Source organism: Paenibacillus sp. PvR133 (assembly GCF_017833155.1).
Classification (GTDB): domain Bacteria; phylum Bacillota; class Bacilli; order Paenibacillales; family Paenibacillaceae; genus Paenibacillus; species Paenibacillus polymyxa_B.
Window position 1 is genome coordinate 5,942,979 of the sequence record NZ_JAFIBS010000001.1, and the last position, 15,431, is coordinate 5,958,409.

At 43.8% G+C, this 15,431-nt stretch carries 13 protein-coding genes; 8 read left to right on the forward strand and 5 right to left on the reverse strand.

What is annotated here, in order from left to right; all coding sequences use genetic code 11:
• Positions 1–54 precede the first annotated feature (54 nt).
• Together JOE49_RS26015 and JOE49_RS26020 are read left to right on the forward strand one after the other, a co-directional pair.
• Positions 55–1,149 (forward strand): tetratricopeptide repeat-containing glycosyltransferase, encoded by a 1,095-nt coding sequence (locus JOE49_RS26015; protein WP_209943509.1) that lies wholly within the window; start codon positions 55–57, stop codon positions 1,147–1,149.
• A 51-nt stretch (positions 1,150–1,200) separates the two neighbouring features.
• A complete protein-coding gene (locus tag JOE49_RS26020) occupies positions 1,201–2,295 on the forward strand; it encodes a glycosyltransferase family 4 protein (RefSeq protein ID WP_076264918.1) in 1,095 nt (364 codons plus the stop codon).
• An 83-nt stretch (positions 2,296–2,378) separates the two neighbouring features.
• Here JOE49_RS26020 and JOE49_RS26025 read toward each other — a convergent pair whose 3' ends face one another.
• Together JOE49_RS26025 and JOE49_RS26030 are read right to left on the reverse strand one after the other, a co-directional pair.
• Positions 2,379–4,232: a beta-glucoside-specific PTS transporter subunit IIABC gene (locus tag JOE49_RS26025; protein ID WP_209943715.1), complete on the reverse strand. Its 1,854-nt coding sequence runs from the start codon at positions 4,230–4,232 to the stop codon at positions 2,379–2,381.
• Positions 4,233–4,509: 277 nt separating this feature from the next.
• Positions 4,510–5,790 carry a glycoside hydrolase family 140 protein gene (locus JOE49_RS26030; protein ID WP_209943511.1) on the reverse strand — a complete coding sequence of 427 codons (1,281 nt, stop codon included), beginning with the start codon at positions 5,788–5,790 and terminating at the stop codon, positions 4,510–4,512.
• Positions 5,791–6,035: 245 nt separating this feature from the next.
• Between JOE49_RS26030 and JOE49_RS26035 the strand changes: the two genes are divergently transcribed.
• Positions 6,036–7,064 (forward strand): LacI family DNA-binding transcriptional regulator, encoded by a 1,029-nt coding sequence (locus tag JOE49_RS26035; protein ID WP_209943513.1) that lies wholly within the window; start codon positions 6,036–6,038, stop codon positions 7,062–7,064.
• Positions 7,065–7,176: 112 nt separating this feature from the next.
• Here JOE49_RS26035 and JOE49_RS26040 read toward each other — a convergent pair whose 3' ends face one another.
• Both JOE49_RS26040 and JOE49_RS26045 read right to left on the reverse strand, forming a co-directional pair.
• Positions 7,177–8,082, reverse strand: coding sequence for an NAD(P)/FAD-dependent oxidoreductase (locus tag JOE49_RS26040; protein WP_068941789.1), 906 nt, complete (start codon positions 8,080–8,082; stop codon positions 7,177–7,179).
• A 112-nt stretch (positions 8,083–8,194) separates the two neighbouring features.
• Positions 8,195–8,593 (reverse strand): Rrf2 family transcriptional regulator, encoded by a 399-nt coding sequence (locus JOE49_RS26045; protein WP_076159720.1) that lies wholly within the window; start codon positions 8,591–8,593, stop codon positions 8,195–8,197.
• A gap of 158 nt (positions 8,594–8,751) precedes the next feature.
• Here JOE49_RS26045 and JOE49_RS26050 point away from each other — a divergent pair, with 158 nt between their 5' ends.
• From JOE49_RS26050 to JOE49_RS26070, 5 genes are all read left to right on the forward strand, one after another.
• Positions 8,752–10,677 (forward strand): BglG family transcription antiterminator, encoded by a 1,926-nt coding sequence (locus JOE49_RS26050; RefSeq protein WP_209943515.1) that lies wholly within the window; start codon positions 8,752–8,754, stop codon positions 10,675–10,677.
• A gap of 167 nt (positions 10,678–10,844) precedes the next feature.
• Positions 10,845–11,168, forward strand: coding sequence for a PTS lactose/cellobiose transporter subunit IIA (locus JOE49_RS26055; protein WP_034095210.1), 324 nt, complete (start codon positions 10,845–10,847; stop codon positions 11,166–11,168).
• Positions 11,169–11,186: 18 nt separating this feature from the next.
• A complete protein-coding gene (locus JOE49_RS26060) occupies positions 11,187–12,482 on the forward strand; it encodes a PTS sugar transporter subunit IIC (RefSeq protein WP_160789553.1) in 1,296 nt (431 codons plus the stop codon).
• A gap of 70 nt (positions 12,483–12,552) precedes the next feature.
• Positions 12,553–13,989, forward strand: a complete 1,437-nt coding sequence (locus JOE49_RS26065; protein ID WP_209943517.1) for a glycoside hydrolase family 1 protein — start codon at positions 12,553–12,555, stop codon at positions 13,987–13,989.
• 29 nt (positions 13,990–14,018) lie between these two features.
• Positions 14,019–14,345, forward strand: a complete 327-nt coding sequence (locus JOE49_RS26070; protein WP_023990091.1) for a PTS sugar transporter subunit IIB — start codon at positions 14,019–14,021, stop codon at positions 14,343–14,345.
• Between the two features lie 66 nt (positions 14,346–14,411).
• Here the strand turns inward: JOE49_RS26070 and JOE49_RS26075 are convergent, their stop codons facing one another.
• Positions 14,412–15,344 carry an NAD-dependent epimerase/dehydratase family protein gene (locus tag JOE49_RS26075; protein WP_023990092.1) on the reverse strand — a complete coding sequence of 311 codons (933 nt, stop codon included), beginning with the start codon at positions 15,342–15,344 and terminating at the stop codon, positions 14,412–14,414.
• Positions 15,345–15,431 lie beyond the last annotated feature (87 nt).

A 15,431-nucleotide genomic window follows, 5' to 3' on the forward strand; every position in this document is an offset into this window, starting at 1 on the left:
GTCCCCCATACTCAACCCTCAATCTTTAAGTAAGTCAAAGGAGGAGCAAGCGGAATGCAACAATCGAATCGGTACAAGATAGCTGTCTATGCCATTAGCAAAAATGAAGCCCGATTCGCCAAACGATGGATGCACACCATGCGTGAAGCCGATGTTGTCATTGTAGCGGACACCGGCTCTACAGACGATACCGTTTCTCTGCTACGCGAAGCGGGTGCAGAGGTGCATCGTATCCAGGTAACTCCTTGGCGTTTTGACAATGCTCGCAATGAGTCCCTACGGCTGGTCCCTGACGATATAGATATTTGTGTCTGTACGGATCTGGACGAAGTCTGGGAGGAAGGTTGGCGGTCGCGGCTGGAACGCAACTGGAGGGAAGGAACTACCCGGATGCTATATGCCTTTACACATGGACAGCCTGGGCAAGATACCGTTTATACATGGTTCTGGAAAGAAAAAATACACACTCGTCACGGTTACCGCTGGGTACGCCCGGTTCACGAGGTGCTTGAATATATCGGGAAGGGTGAAGAACGCAGCATCCGATCCGACCAGCTACGCTTGTATCATGATCCCGATCCGAACAAGTCCCGCAGCCAATACCTTCCACTGCTGGAGCAGTCTGTGCGCGAGTTTCCTGAGGATGACCGCAACATGCATTACTTGGGGCGGGAATATATGTATCATGGCCGTTGGGACGAGTGCATTGCTACACTGCAACAACATCTTGCCATGCCGCAGGCACGCTGGGCAGATGAACGCAGCGCTTCGATGCGCTTTATTTCTAGAGCCTATAAGGCAAGTGAACAATGGCAGGAGGCAACGCGTTGGTTATACCGGGCTATTGCGGAAGCGCCGTATTTACGTGAACCTTACACGGAAATGGCTCAGCTTGCCTATCATACACGGAACTGGCCCGCCGTCTATCATATGGTCGAAGAAGCGCTGCGTATTTCAACACGACCGGATACGTACATGCAAGAGGATTTTTGCTGGGACGCCACACTGTATGATCTTGGTGCCCTCGCTTGCTACGAGTTAGGCCTTTTACACAAAGCTTGTGAATTTGCGAGAGAAGCAACAGAGCGCTCCCCGGACGATTCTCGCCTTAGCCATAATTATGCGCTAATTCAATCTAGGCTTCCATAGAAACCCACACCCCGTCCTGTAGGTTGAATAACTTGGTATAGGAGCTTGTGATTGGCAAAGGAGGTTATTGAGATCAAAGTTCTATTTACTTTTTATATACCGAGCGGCGGCGTAGAAACCTTGAACCGCCAACGCTGTAAAGTGCTCATGCAGGACGGGATTGAATGTCATCTTCTCTATTATCAGCAAGGTACAGGGATGCAAAACCTGAACGGCGATATTCCTGTATTCATGACTTCCTCTGAAGAAGAAATTCGAATGCTGGTAATTACTAACCGCTATGATGCAATTATCGTCTCATCGGATTATCCTATGCTCCCCAGACTGCGAATGTTGGGCTATCAGGGGGTATTAATCTATGAATCGCAGGGCTTTGGTTCTCACGAAGAGGCTGCTTGGGTGGTCGCGGATGCAGTTCCGTATCTTCAGAGACATGCCAACGCGGTGCTCTTGCCCAATACAACTCATCTGGTGCAGCTATTTACCGACATGTGTCCATGGCTTAATCGTTATGTATTTCCAAACGTACTGGATACCAGCGTATTTAATTATGTACCTAACACTCCTCCAACCAATCCGATTATTGCCTGGGTTGGGCGATTGGAGCCCAACAAGAACTGGAGGCATTTTGTCGACATTTCTTACTGGATGCTGCAAAACCGTGCTGATCTTCGAATCTGGATGTTTTATGATGACACCTTGTCTCAGCCGGAGGATAAAATACAATTCGAGAACATGCTTGCTCAGCTTGGCATGTCCTCCATTATCGAGCGTTTTAAAAGCGTACCTCATGCCCAAATGCCCCTGTACTACTCCATGATTGGCGACTCAGGCGGCTACCTGCTATCGACCTCGCTGGTAGAGGGCTTCGGCTATGCGGTTGCTGAGGCGATGGCCTGTCGTTGCCCGGTATTAAGCTCTGATTCAGACGGAGTACGAGCATTCATTGACCACAACGAAACCGGTAAATTTTATCAGCAGGGGGACATCTTGCAGGCGATACTGGAAGGACTAGACCTGATGAACAACGTACCTCAACGCGAATCTATCCGCAGGAAAGGGCTGGAACGAATCGTTAGTCTGTTGGCACCGGATAAATATGTGCGCTCCTTCAGGCAGATGATGAATACGCTGGGTGTGAGGTAACTAAAAAACAGCTGACGACAACCCTTGTTATATACGGGTCATCGTCAGCTTTAACTTGCTTTTTTATTATGGAATATTGGAATCTATCTAATCTTTAGTAAGCGGTCTCCTGCATGAATATCCTTGGGATCTTCAACTAAAATATCCGTGTACACGGCTGTATTGGTTACAATGACGGATGTGGTAATATCATATCCTTCATCCTCTATAGCCTTGGGATCAAATTCAACCAGCTTGTCCCCTTTTTGAATCGTATCCCCTTCAGATACAAAGGAAGTGAAATGTTTTCCTTTCAAGCTGACCGTATTAATTCCAATGTGAATGAGCAGTTCAACTCCATCCTCAGAAATAAGCCCGATGGCATGCTTGGTTTTGAAAACGGTAACAACAGTTCCGTTAAATGGCGCATAGGCTACTCCTTCTTTCGGAATAATTGCGGCCCCCTGGCCCATCGCACCGCTGGAAAAAGCTTCATCTTTTACTGCAGTTAAAGGAATCAATTCACCGTGTAGAGGACTGAATACCGCTTTTTCTTCTTCTTTGTTTTCATCTGCAATTTTAATCTCAGACGCAGGTTTTGCATTTTTATAACCGAAAAGATAGGTCAGAATAAATGCGACTACAAAAGCTACAACCAAAGATATGATAAAGCCGATGAAGCCTGCATCCATGCCTTTTGGATTAATGAATAGAGGGATACCAAAAATGCCGCCCGAAGCAAATCCATATGCCGTTGAGCCGAGTAAGCCTGCTGCAGCTCCTCCTATACCTCCAGCGATCGAGGCTAAAATAAACGGTTTCTTGGCGGGTAGCGTAACCCCGTAAATAGCTGGTTCAGTAACCCCCATCAAACCCGCAATTGTGGCAGAAGTGGCAATGGGTTTTAATTTAGGGTCCCGTGATTTCAAAGCGATGGCAAATGCCGCACCTGTTTGCGCAAAAGTCGTACAGAAAAGCATACCGTTAATCGGATCAAAACCATTCGTAACTACATTATTCAGGAGAATTGGAATGAATGCCCAATGCAGACCGAAGATAATGATGCCCTGCCAGAACCCGGCCAGAACGAGGCCAGCTACAGCCGGACTTAACTGATAAATCCACATAGAGCCTTTGGCTAACCCATCGCTGATTATAGTTGCTATCGGACCGACAACCAGAAAAACAAGCGGTGATATGATGACCAAAGTCAGAAAAGGCACTATGAACATTTTAATGGAGGCAGGTGCATACTTACTTATCATTTTTTCGACCTTAGCTGCCAAGAACGCTCCAATAATGATCGGTATAACAGAAGAAGTATAATTAATCAGAACGACAGGTATAGTCAAAAAGGACAGCGCCGTTTTATCCGTAAAGGCGGAAGTAATGGTCGGGTACACCATCGCTGCTCCCAAAACGGCAGACAGATACGGGTTTCCTCCAAATTTTTTACCTGCTGAAAACCCTAGAATAACCGGAAAGAAATAAAACATTGCGTCTGCTGTCGCATATAAAATTTTATACGTGCCCATCTGATCAGTCATCCAGCCCAGGGATGTGCATAAAGCCAATAGTCCTTTTAGAATCCCCACAGCAGCGAGCACACCCACAACGGGCATAAACACACCTGAAATTACATCGACAAAGCGGCTAAATAGGCTCGCTTTTTCATTTTTTTGATCATCTTCAACCATTTGATCTCCATGCTTTACTCCCATTGTATCCAAAAGAGCTTCGTATACTTTGGGAACCTCATTTCCGATGACCACCTGAAATTGGCCACCACTTTCCACAACGGTAATGACACCGTCAATCTGCTTGATCTTTTCTTTATCTGGCAATAGATTATCCTTCAGTTTAAATCTCAATCGAGTGACACAGTGAATGACACTGTTCACATTTTCATTTCCGCCCACGGCACTTAATACTTCTTTGGCTGTTTTTTTATGATCCATCATGTTCACTCCTTCTTGGATGCGCTTTCTATTATTCTATCCGTAGTAGCTGGATGTGCTATAACTGCGACAATTACGGCACTTATCCCAATTCAGTAGGTATATGGAATTGAGCTGCTTTTTGAAAAAGTAAATCTTAATTTCGATCACAAAATCCTTTGATTTCTGCATCCGAGATAAACTGCCATGCTTTTATATGTTTTTCCGACCAATATCCCGTTCCAATAACGCCGATTTTCCACATGTTGCTTCACTCCATCCACATTCTTCTCTGTTTTTATTTCGTTCCGATGATGACAACATCACTTTCAAAGCTGTGCATGTCTAGCACCGATTGATCCTTTTGGACGGACACGTCAGTTTGGGCAAACCGCTTCCCGGCTAAATCAATCGTTGTAAACTTGTAATCCTGCACGTTGATACTTAGTCGCACCTTCGTGTTAACCGGGACATACAAGATAAGGGTATTCTCGTTCCCCGCAGCTCTAATTTCCTCTGTCTTGTTTAAAACAATATCTAGCGGCTTTATGCCGATAAGGTTATACATTTCAAACAAATATTTAATAAAGGAATAATCCCATGCGCCCTCAAATCGCAATGCTGTTCTCCAATCATAGGGACTATCGAATCCTTCCCCTTCTACAATGCCGAATTTCTTTCCTTTTTTGTGCCAGCTCCAAATGCCATGTGCTCCGTAGGTAATGCCCGCACCCCCGCCTGCAAGGAGGCTTTGCCATGCTGCTTTTCTGGCATCCAGTGCTGTGTATCTGCCATACACATTGCGGCTATAACTAATTTGTTCATAACATGGCTCTCCATTAATGACAGGCCGTATATCCGGCTTATGGTAGAAATGTTGAGCAATCTCATGGCCCACATGCTGAAACTCGGAATTATGTCCTGATTGATACATATAGAATCCAAGACCCTTGTGTTTCTCAAAGGCTGGAGGAATTTCTCTCAATCTCCCTTGAATATGCAGCGTAGTTAAGCTTGCAGGGCTTAATTGTTGTACAATGTCCAGTGCTTTTAAATAATAGGAATTGGCGCGTTCAGTCGGAAAATCACTATCCCCGCTAACCAGAAAAATAGGATCAAATGGAGAAAAACGGTTTACGACGTACGTTACATAGGGTTCAACGCATTCAAATGGCATTTTGTTACCCTTTTGGAACATTTCGGCCCATGTATCCGGTACATAGTTACACCACAACAGAACCAGTGCCGGAACAAATCCACGCTCTACAGCCATTTTCAACATGATTTCTGCCCGGTCAAAATAAGCTTCGTTTAATGTATGGTAGTCGAAATCCCCATTTTCCAGTAATGCAAACGGCTGTAGATTCAGATCCGATTCACTTGCGTCCCATTGTCGGAGCATGTTGATTTGCAACACATTGAAACCTTGCATCTTCCGATAGTCAAGATAATCGCTCCACTCCTCTATCGTCGCGTTGGTAAATACACTCCAAACCGTATCTGCCAAATAAAAAAAAGGTTTGTCCTCTTTTGTAAAACTTCTTTGATTTTCAGCAATGTTTAAACTCAAATGAATCACCTTTCCTTTCTTGCTACATTCACAAATCTTCCTAAACAAATAACTAAAATAAATAACTAAATTTATATGTTTTTTCGCAAATAAACTAAATTAAAGCGCTTTACACTTGCATATTAACACTATAAATAATAAAAGGTCAACATTTTTTTCTTTTCATTTATTTAGTTTAGTTTAGTTTATAATCTAAACTTTCTTGTAGAGTAATGATATAATTTATGTAGTTTAGTTCAATAGGGGGTTCCACATTGAAAATTGATGATATTGCAAGGCTTGCAGGTGTTTCGAAATCTGCTGTCTCTCTTGCTTTTAATAACAAACCCGGAGTCAGTGAAGAAACCAAGGAGCAAATTCTAAAAATAGCCCAAGAGCATGGATATAAACCACGCACCATGAAGACAAGCAAGGAAGTCATTAAAAATCATCATGTGATACGCTTTGTGGCCTGTAAAAATACAGACATTGTAACAGAGCATTATGATTCACTTCCATTTTTCAATGAATTAATTCATCATATTACCAATCAGGTGAGAGTACATGGAAACACCTTGATTTTTTCGTCTTTTGATAGCCATAGCCTCGAAGAAGAATTATCTGCTTTGGAAAAAGATCAGCCTTCTTCAGGCATACTTCTGCTTGGCACCAATTTAACTTCCGAGATTATTCATTCTATACAATCCATTCATTCCAATATCGTGATTTTAGATACCTACTTTGAACACGTCGACGCCAGTTTCGTATCTATTAACAACTATCTTGGTGGGTATCAGGCAGGCCAATATTTAATTCAGTCAGGACACAGAAAGATAGGATACGTACAATCCAGTACCAGAATTCTTAACTTTAAAAAACGAAAGGAAGGGTTTATGGCGGCTTTAGAGGAGCACAATCTTTCCATAGAAAATGGGCTTATATTTGATATGCATCCCATGCTTGTGATGTCACAGGACGCATTTAAAACAGCTATTCATGAATTGAATGAGCTACCTTCGGCCCTATTTTGCGAAAATGATTATATGGCGATCAGTGCAATTAAAACGTTTCAGGAAATGAACATTCGAGTGCCTGAACAAATTTCCGTCATGGGATTTGATAATATTCATGAGGCCAAGGTCATTAGCCCGGAACTCACAACCATTCATGTGAAAAAGGATATTTTGGCCCGAACTGCTGTAAATTTGCTTATGGAGAGGCATAACAATCATCAGAGGCATCATACTCAGGTTCTTGTGAATACAGAGGTTATTGAAAGAAGATCTTGTTTAGCCTTGAAATGACCTATGATCATTGGTTTATTATTGCTTGCTCTCTCAATGATTTTAGAATAAAGCCGCCATGTTGGCGGCCTTTTCTATCATCAGATTCCATATAGAATATTCCAATTTCTCGTCATTCGCTGAAATCTTCCTCTGTCAAATCCATATTTACGCTCGCAGCGGTTCGACTGCCGTCGGCCGCGGCAAAAATCAACTGAGAAGGCATGAAGTACGATGAATCCCCGGCAGCATATACACCGGGTATGGAGGTTCTCCCCGCTTCATCCGTCTTGATCCCGCCCGACTCCGTTCTTTCACAGCCCAAACGTTCTCCAAACGGTGTACTTTGTACAAACTGGGGAGACACAAAACCGCCGACCCTCGGGACTTGAGTGCCATCCGTAAAGCGCACATGCTCCAGCTGCCCATTGTGACCGATGAACGCTGAAACAGGTTGCTCCATTACCACAATTCCCTTGGATTGAAGCCGTTCTTTTTGTTCTTCCGACAGGGATGCATGACCGTTCGTACATACGATCAAATCCTTGCTCCAATTAAGGAGTAGTTTGGCTGTATGATATATAGCCGCCGATTCAGAGACAAGGACAAGCGGTTGATCCCGCAACTCCCAGCCGTCGCAATAAGGGCAATTAAACAGACTTTTCCCGTATAACGGATAAAAACCTTCGATCTCGGGGAATATCTCCTTTACGCCCGTCGCTAATATCAATTTTCGCGCTTGAACGCGAAGGCCTGACGAATCAAGCACCTCAAATCCGGATTCGTTTTTCGTAATCGAAACAACCTCGGTTTGCAGATGATGGACAGACGGATAACGCAGCACTTCCTCATAAGCTACACGGCGGAACTCGGCTGGCGTTACGCCGTCTCTCGTAATAAAACCATGCGACGCATGCGTAACCGCATTTCTGGGCCGATTATTATCAATCAAAGCCACATTTCTTCTTGCCCTGCCCAGCACGAGGGCTGCATTCAATCCGGCGGGCCCTCCACCAATAATAGCGCAATCGTACAGCATAACACCCAACTCCTTTCCGAAGATATTAAAGACTCTTTATATCTGTAATAAAACCAAAAAAACGCTTTACATAACTGGCAACCACCCTCTTTCTATATAAAGTCGCTTACTTTTAAACTTGCGTTTGCTTTTGCGCCAAATCGACCAATTTCGTATTTTTAAGATGTCGTTCCATTTTCTCCTCTGCTTCCCTCATTACAGCTTGAATCAGGCACTCAGATCCGTGGACAAAATCACATTCAAACAAAGAATTCGTACCTTCAATGGCACGGATAATATCCAAAAAAGTAAGATCATCTTTATGACGGGATAGGCGATAGCCTCCATTGGCTCCAGAAACGGATTCGATCATTCCAGCCTTCACAAGCCTCGTCAAAATTTTTGAAAGATAAGTTGGTGAAACATTTTGGGATTCGGCCAATTGCTGAACACCTACCGGCTTAACCGACGAATCAGCAACGAGCATGAGCATGGTGTGCAGCGCATAATTTGTAGCTTTTGTAAATTTCATAACTACACCTCAATCAAAGACTTATTGTGTCTACTATATCTCTGAATCTGCTGGTGTGTCAAGGTCATCTAGGATTTACGCTGTTGTCAACCCTTCTTTTGGTTACGCTCTAACCGTTGTATACTGTTCATCAGAACAGCTAAGAAAGGGGGCTCGTTGTGCGTATTTTTGATATTCTTCGTATATTGGTTGCTGAACAGATGGTCAATGGAGAACACTTGGCAAATGCATTGAAGGTATCTTCTCGAACGATACGAACGGATTTAAAGGAATTGGGTGCGCTGTTGTCAAAACATGGAGCAGCAGTTAAACCCCTTAAAGGAACGGGCTACAAGTTAGAGGTTCGGGACGAACAAGCATTTCATCATCTGCTGAAGCAATTAAAGGATTATGAAAATAATGTACCCTATCCATTAGCGAATTCTTCTGAAGCCAGAAATCGTTTTTTAATGAAAAAGCTGTTGCTTACCAATGCATATGTTAAACTTGATGATTTAGCCGAGATCCTGTATGTTAGTCGATCTACTTTACAGAATGACCTCAAAGAACTACGCAAGTTATTGGCAACTTACGGACTTTCCCTGGAGAATAGACCCTATCATGGTATTCGAGTCAAAGGTAATGAGGCCAGGCTGCGTTATTGCATTTCCGACTATATATTTAATAGGATAGATGAAATAGGCAACCAGCAGATGTCCCCCCCTCCTCTGATCTCTAACGAAGAGATGGAATTCATAAGAGAAGTGATTCTGGATCGTATTGAGATCAATGATATTCAGCTGTCGGACATTGCCCTGAACAATCTGGTCATTCATATTGCTATAGCATGTAAGCGTATTTGCGAAGAAAGGTATGTTTCGTATTATCCTCAAGAGATGAAAAAAATCGAAGCGCAAAAAGAGTTTAGGGTGGCGACTGAGATCGTATCCGCCTTGGAACAAAACATGAAGTACTCCTTTCCACTTGTTGAAGTTGCGTACATTGCTGTTCACCTGTTGGGTATAAGGACCGTCGTTAGTGCCCGTATGGATGAAGTGGAGATTAAAAAGATCATTGATAAAGATATCTACGAACTGACTATTGAAATACTGGACCAAATTGATCAGCAGTTGAAAATGAACATTCAAAACGATCAAGAATTGCTGATTGCATTTTGCCTTCATCTCAAACCGGTGATCAACCGTTATCAATACGGAATGAATTTGCGTAATCCTATGCTGGATGAAATCAAAGCCAATTACCCGCTTGCCTTTGAAGCAGGTATCATTGCTGCGGAGGTCATCAAGCAGCGGCTTCATATACACATCGAGGAAAATGAAATTGGGTATTTAGCCATTCATATCGGAGTCGCGATGGAAAGAAAGAAAATGGAGGACGCGCCCAAAAGATGTATGATCGTATGTGCTTCTGGACTCGGTAGCGCTAAGCTGCTGTATTACAAGCTTCAATCGGTCTTCGGTTCCAGGTTGGATATCGTGGGAACCACTGAATTTTATAAGCTGAAACAAATGCCGTTGGATACACTGGACTTTGTTATTAGCACGATCCCCATTTCAGAACCGCTTTCTATCCCCATGATCCATGTGAATACATTTTTAGGCGGTTCCGATATTACTAAAATTGAGCAAGCCATTTCTGAGACCAGACTTCCTGCTGTGCAGTATGTACGAAAAAAATTGGTCTTTCTTCAGCAGAAGTTTGAGAACAAACTCCAAGTGCTTGAATTTATAGCCGAAAAAATACACGAAGCAGATCTTGTAAAAGGCCCCCTGCTGCAATCTGTAATAGAGCGTGAAGCCGTTTCCCCCACTTCATTTGGCAACTTTGTCGCGATCCCGCATCCGATGGAACCTTTCGCAGATTCTACGTTTTGGGCCATCTGTACATTACAAAAAGCTATCGACTGGGACGGCAAGCCGGTACAATTTATTTGTATGCTCTGCATACAGCGTACTAAATCAGAAGATTTACAGACTATGTATCATATTTTGCTTGATATTTTAAATAATGAACAGCTCGTCCAGCAGCTTATTCGCTGCAAATCGTATACAGAATTCATAGAAGTGTTGCATAAAAATTGTTGAACATGAGGAGTATGAAGAACGATTTATTTCCGTTAAGAAGAGGAAATAATGTGCGTTATGTTGAAAGCGATTCCAAATTATAATAGCCATACGAAGGGATCATTGAAAGGAGAGAAGATCACGTGAATAATGATGAATCTACAGAGCACGACGTGAACATGGAGGACATGGATGATACAGAGATTGTATTCCAAATTATATTATACGCAGGGAATGCACGCAGTTCAGCCATGGAGGCGATTGAGCTTGCAAAGGTGGGGAAATTTAGGGAAGCCAAAGATGAATTAGCCTCAGCAAAAAAAGAACTGGTGTCTTCCCACAAAATTCAAACCAGAATCATCCGCAAGGAAGCAGCAGGTGAAAAAACAGAGATGTCCGTCATGATGGTGCATGCTCAAGATCATTTGATGAATGCCATCACTATACGTGATATGGCCTCAGAGTTTGTAGACCTGTATGAACGCATTGATCAATTCGTACCGAAATCGTAGAGGGAGGGACGCTATCTTATGGCTTTCAAAGACAAACTGGTTGACGGCCTCACATCGGTAGCAAATGCAATCAACAATTTTAAATATATTATAGCGATCAAATCAGCTTTTATCACATTGATGCCTGTTATTATTGTCGGTGCCTTTGCTGTATTGATTTCTAATATGGTCATGGACCCGGTCAATGGCCTTGCGCATTTTAAGCCGTTCTCATTCCTGGCTGAGTACAAACCGATTTTCTCAGGCATTAACTATGCCAGCTTGAATATCCTTACCATTCTGGCTATTTTCATGATTGGTCTGGAGCTAGGAAAAATTAACGGTGAGAAAAATCTCTTCCCCGGTTTGCTCGCTTTAATCTGTTTTATCTCTGTGACACCAACCACGATAGAGTTGATGGTTAACGGTGACATGCAAAAGGTAACAGACGTCATAGCCCGTCAATTTACGGATACCAAGAGCTTGTTTTTAGGTATTTTCATAAGCATCCTATCCGTTGAGCTATACAGCAAACTGGGCAAGTCCGATAAACTAAAAATTAAAATGCCTGAGAGTGTTCCCAGCAATGTGGCCGTTTCTTTCTCGGCACTCATTCCTACCATTATTACGGTGACTGTCTTCTCAATGTTTGGATTCTTTTTTCATAAGTTTACAGGTCTCTACCTGTACGATGCCGTCTATAATGTGGTGCAAAAACCTCTGGAGACCGTAGTACAGGGACTGCCAGGTATACTGGTGCTGATGCTGGTTGCGCAAATCTTCTGGGTGATCGGTATTCACGGGAACCAAATGGTAAAGCCCATTCGTGAACCCCTGCTGCTTGGCGCGATTACCGTCAACATGACTGCTTATGAGCAAGGACTGCCCATTCCGAACATTATTACGATGCCTTTCTGGGACGTATACATGAGTATCGGTGGTTCAGGAATTACGCTGGCCCTCTTGATTTGTATTATGATCGCTTCCAAGCGTGAAGATATGAAGGAAATAACAAAGCTTTCATTGGGTCCGGGTCTGTTTAATATTAATGAGCCTGTCATTTTTGGACTTCCGATTATGCTGAATCCATTGATGGCTATCCCTTTCATTATTACTCCGCTCATCACAGGAACGATTGGTTACTTCTCGACGTTGCTTGGATTTGCAGGTAAAGCCGTCGTCATGGTTCCATGGACTACTCCGCCTATTATTAATGCCTACCTGTCTACAGGTGGAAGCATTGGCGCCGTCGTAACTCAGATCATTTGTATTGTGGTAGCCATTATCATTTATTTCCCATTCGTCAAAATTGCCAACAAGCGAACGGCTGAATAATGCGTTACTATAGAAATACATCAATTAATTGGAAACGCATTCTTTATACAATGAAAAGGAGAAACATGTCATGGCTAAACATACGATACAAATTCCGTCGAATTTCATCATGGGTGCAGCGGCTTCCGCCTGGCAGGCAGAGGGCTGGAGCGGTAAAAAAGAAGGTCAGGACTCATTCCTAGACCAATGGTACAAAAATGACCGCTATGTCTGGCACAATGGATATGGACCCGCGGTTGCAACCGACTTTTATAATCGCTATGCCGAAGATATTGCGCTGATGAAGCAGATTGGTTTAACCCATTATCGGACTTCTATTAATTGGTCCCGCTTCTTAACGGATTATGAGAATGTAGTGGTGGATGAAACATATGCGGATTATATGGGCCGGGTCATTGATGAGCTGATTGCGAGCGGAGTCGAGCCGATGATTTGTCTGGAACACTATGAGGTACCCGCCTACTTGCTGAACAAATATGAGGGCTGGTCTTCCAAGCATGTGGTGGAGCTGTTTGTAAAATATGCGGACAAAGTGTTTGAACGGTACGGCGATCGGGTCAAGCACTGGTTTACGTTTAATGAGCCCATTGTTGTACAGACTCGTGTCTATCTAGATGCCCTTCGCTATCCCTATGAACAAAATACACGGAAGTGGATGCAATGGAACTATAATAAAACGCTGGCTACCGCGAAATGCGTACAGCTTTTCAAAGCAAAAAACTATAGTCAGCACGGGGCTAAAATAGGCGTTATTCTGAATCCCGAAGTCACTTATGCCCGATCAAGCGCCCCTCATGACCAGTATGCGGCACATGTGTATGATTTATTTTACAATCGAGTATTTCTGGACCCGCTTATTAAAGGCGAATACCCGCAAGAATTGTTCGATCTCATGGGCAAGCATGATATTACATTTGAAGCTACAACGGAAGAACTGGCAGTCATTAAGGAAAATACCGTTGACTACGTCGGGATCAATCTCTATTATCCCCATCGGGTAAAAGCACAGAGTAAAGCGTGGAACGAAAACACCCCCTTTCACCCCTCTTACTACTATGAGCATTTTGATCTTCCGGGTAAAAGAATGAACAAGTCACGGGGCTGGGAGATTTATCCGAAAATCATTTACGATATGGGAATGCGTATCAAGAACGAATATCACAATATCGAGTGGTTTGTCGCGGAAAATGGTATGGGCATTGAGAATGAAGCTGCTTTCAAAAATGAGGAACACATTATTCAGGACGACTATCGTATTGACTTTATAACTGAGCATTTATACTACACATTACAAGCTGTAGAAGCGGGCTCCAACTGTACAGGTTATATGCTGTGGGCCTTTACAGACAACGTTTCTCCCATGAATGCTTTTAAAAATCGCTATGGACTGGTGGAAATTAACCTTGACAATGATCGAAGTCGGCATTTGAAGAAATCCGGCTACTGGTATCAAGCCGCGATCAAGGAACGCTCATTTATTGCTGATCTGGATGAAGAGTATAAATAGTTAAAAATGAATTCTGGAGGCGCTCAAATATGAAAAAAATTATTTTGGCATGTGCTGCGGGTATGTCCACATCCATTTTGGTTTCTAAAATGAAAAAAGAAGCAACAGCAAGATCCATAGAGCTGAACATCGAAGCCATCCCCGAAAGCACCATCAAGGAAGAGCTAGAAGCCGTTACAGATTCTGTGATTGCTATTTTGCTCGGACCTCAAGTGCGGATGCGTAAAAAGGCAGTAACCGAAATTGCAGCTCCCTATGGTATCCCTGTAGATGTCATTGACACGTTGGCTTATGGTAGAGGAAACGGTGCAGCTGTCCTAGATCAAGCCTTGAAGCTGGCTGGCGAGAACATCTAATTGCTATTCAAATGAAAAAGAGGCTGAGAGTTACCTCAGTCTCTTTCTTGAGTTGCGCGCTCTTTATCAAGACATACCTTCTTTGCCTGAACCCATACTGCTCACATACGTTTCCTGTAAACCGGCAGAAATGCCGTATAGCGGTTCCCAACGAAGCCAATGTCTGGCGACTGCGTTACTAAGACAGCTATGGTGAATGTCTCCCGCTCGCGCTGGTGAATACACAGGGCGGACAGACGAACCGTGCAGCTTTAGTAAATCGTAGGCCAGTCGATTAATGGACGTCGTTCGTCCTGTACTTACATGTACTGTGCGTTGGTCTGCTGCATGGATAGCCGCCATATTCGCTCGAACTACATCCTTGACGTACACAAAGTCTCGGGTTTGTGTCCCATCGCCGTGAATGAGCAAGGGACTTCCTTTTTTCAGCCGCTCCATAAAGAGAGCGACTACACCACCCTCTCCCTTCGCGGCCTGACCGGGACCATACACATTTCCATAACGCAAAATCGTATAGTTCATACCGTACAGCCGATAAAAAAGTCGAATATACGATTCTGCGGTCAGCTTGGACAGTCCGTAGCCTGAAATGGGCTCCACGGGATCGTCTTCCTGTATACATTGCTTTTGCAACTCTCCATATACACCGGACGTGGATGCAAATATAAATTTCGACACACCCGCTTCATGACAAGCCTGCAACAAATGAATCGTCCCCAGCACATTCACATCCGCGTCCTCATCGGGTCGATGGATGGATTGCTGCACATCCGCCTGTGCCGCCAAGTGAAACACAATATCCGGGCTTTCCCGAATCAGCAGCGTCCTAGCTTCAGAGCTGCGAATATCCGCAATATGCATGACCGCGCGCGGGTCCACATTTGCCATATTCCCGGTCGTCAGATTATCCAGCACATGCACTCTGATGCCCGAATCAGCAAGCGCACGTACCAGCTGAGAACCAATAAATCCGGCTCCCCCGGTGACCAAAGCCTTCACTAGCTCACCCTCCTTTTGAACCGAAGCATATGACTTCCCTTCGCATCATGTTATGCGACTCCCTATAGCTTGGCGCAGGCACAAGCA

Coding starts and splice junctions, on each gene's coding strand:
- JOE49_RS26015 (WP_209943509.1), top strand. CDS start 55: ATGCAACAATCGAATCGGTACAAGATAGCTGTCTATGCCATTAGCAAA.
- JOE49_RS26025 (WP_209943715.1), bottom strand. CDS start 4,232: ATGGATCATAAAAAAACAGCCAAAGAAGTATTAAGTGCCGTGGGCGGA.
- JOE49_RS26040 (WP_068941789.1), bottom strand. CDS start 8,082: ATGCTGTACGATTGCGCTATTATTGGTGGAGGGCCCGCCGGATTGAAT.
- JOE49_RS26045 (WP_076159720.1), bottom strand. CDS start 8,593: ATGAAATTTACAAAAGCTACAAATTATGCGCTGCACACCATGCTCATG.
- JOE49_RS26055 (WP_034095210.1), top strand. CDS start 10,845: ATGGATGATACAGAGATTGTATTCCAAATTATATTATACGCAGGGAAT.
- JOE49_RS26060 (WP_160789553.1), top strand. CDS start 11,187: ATGGCTTTCAAAGACAAACTGGTTGACGGCCTCACATCGGTAGCAAAT.
- JOE49_RS26065 (WP_209943517.1), top strand. CDS start 12,553: ATGGCTAAACATACGATACAAATTCCGTCGAATTTCATCATGGGTGCA.
- JOE49_RS26070 (WP_023990091.1), top strand. CDS start 14,019: ATGAAAAAAATTATTTTGGCATGTGCTGCGGGTATGTCCACATCCATT.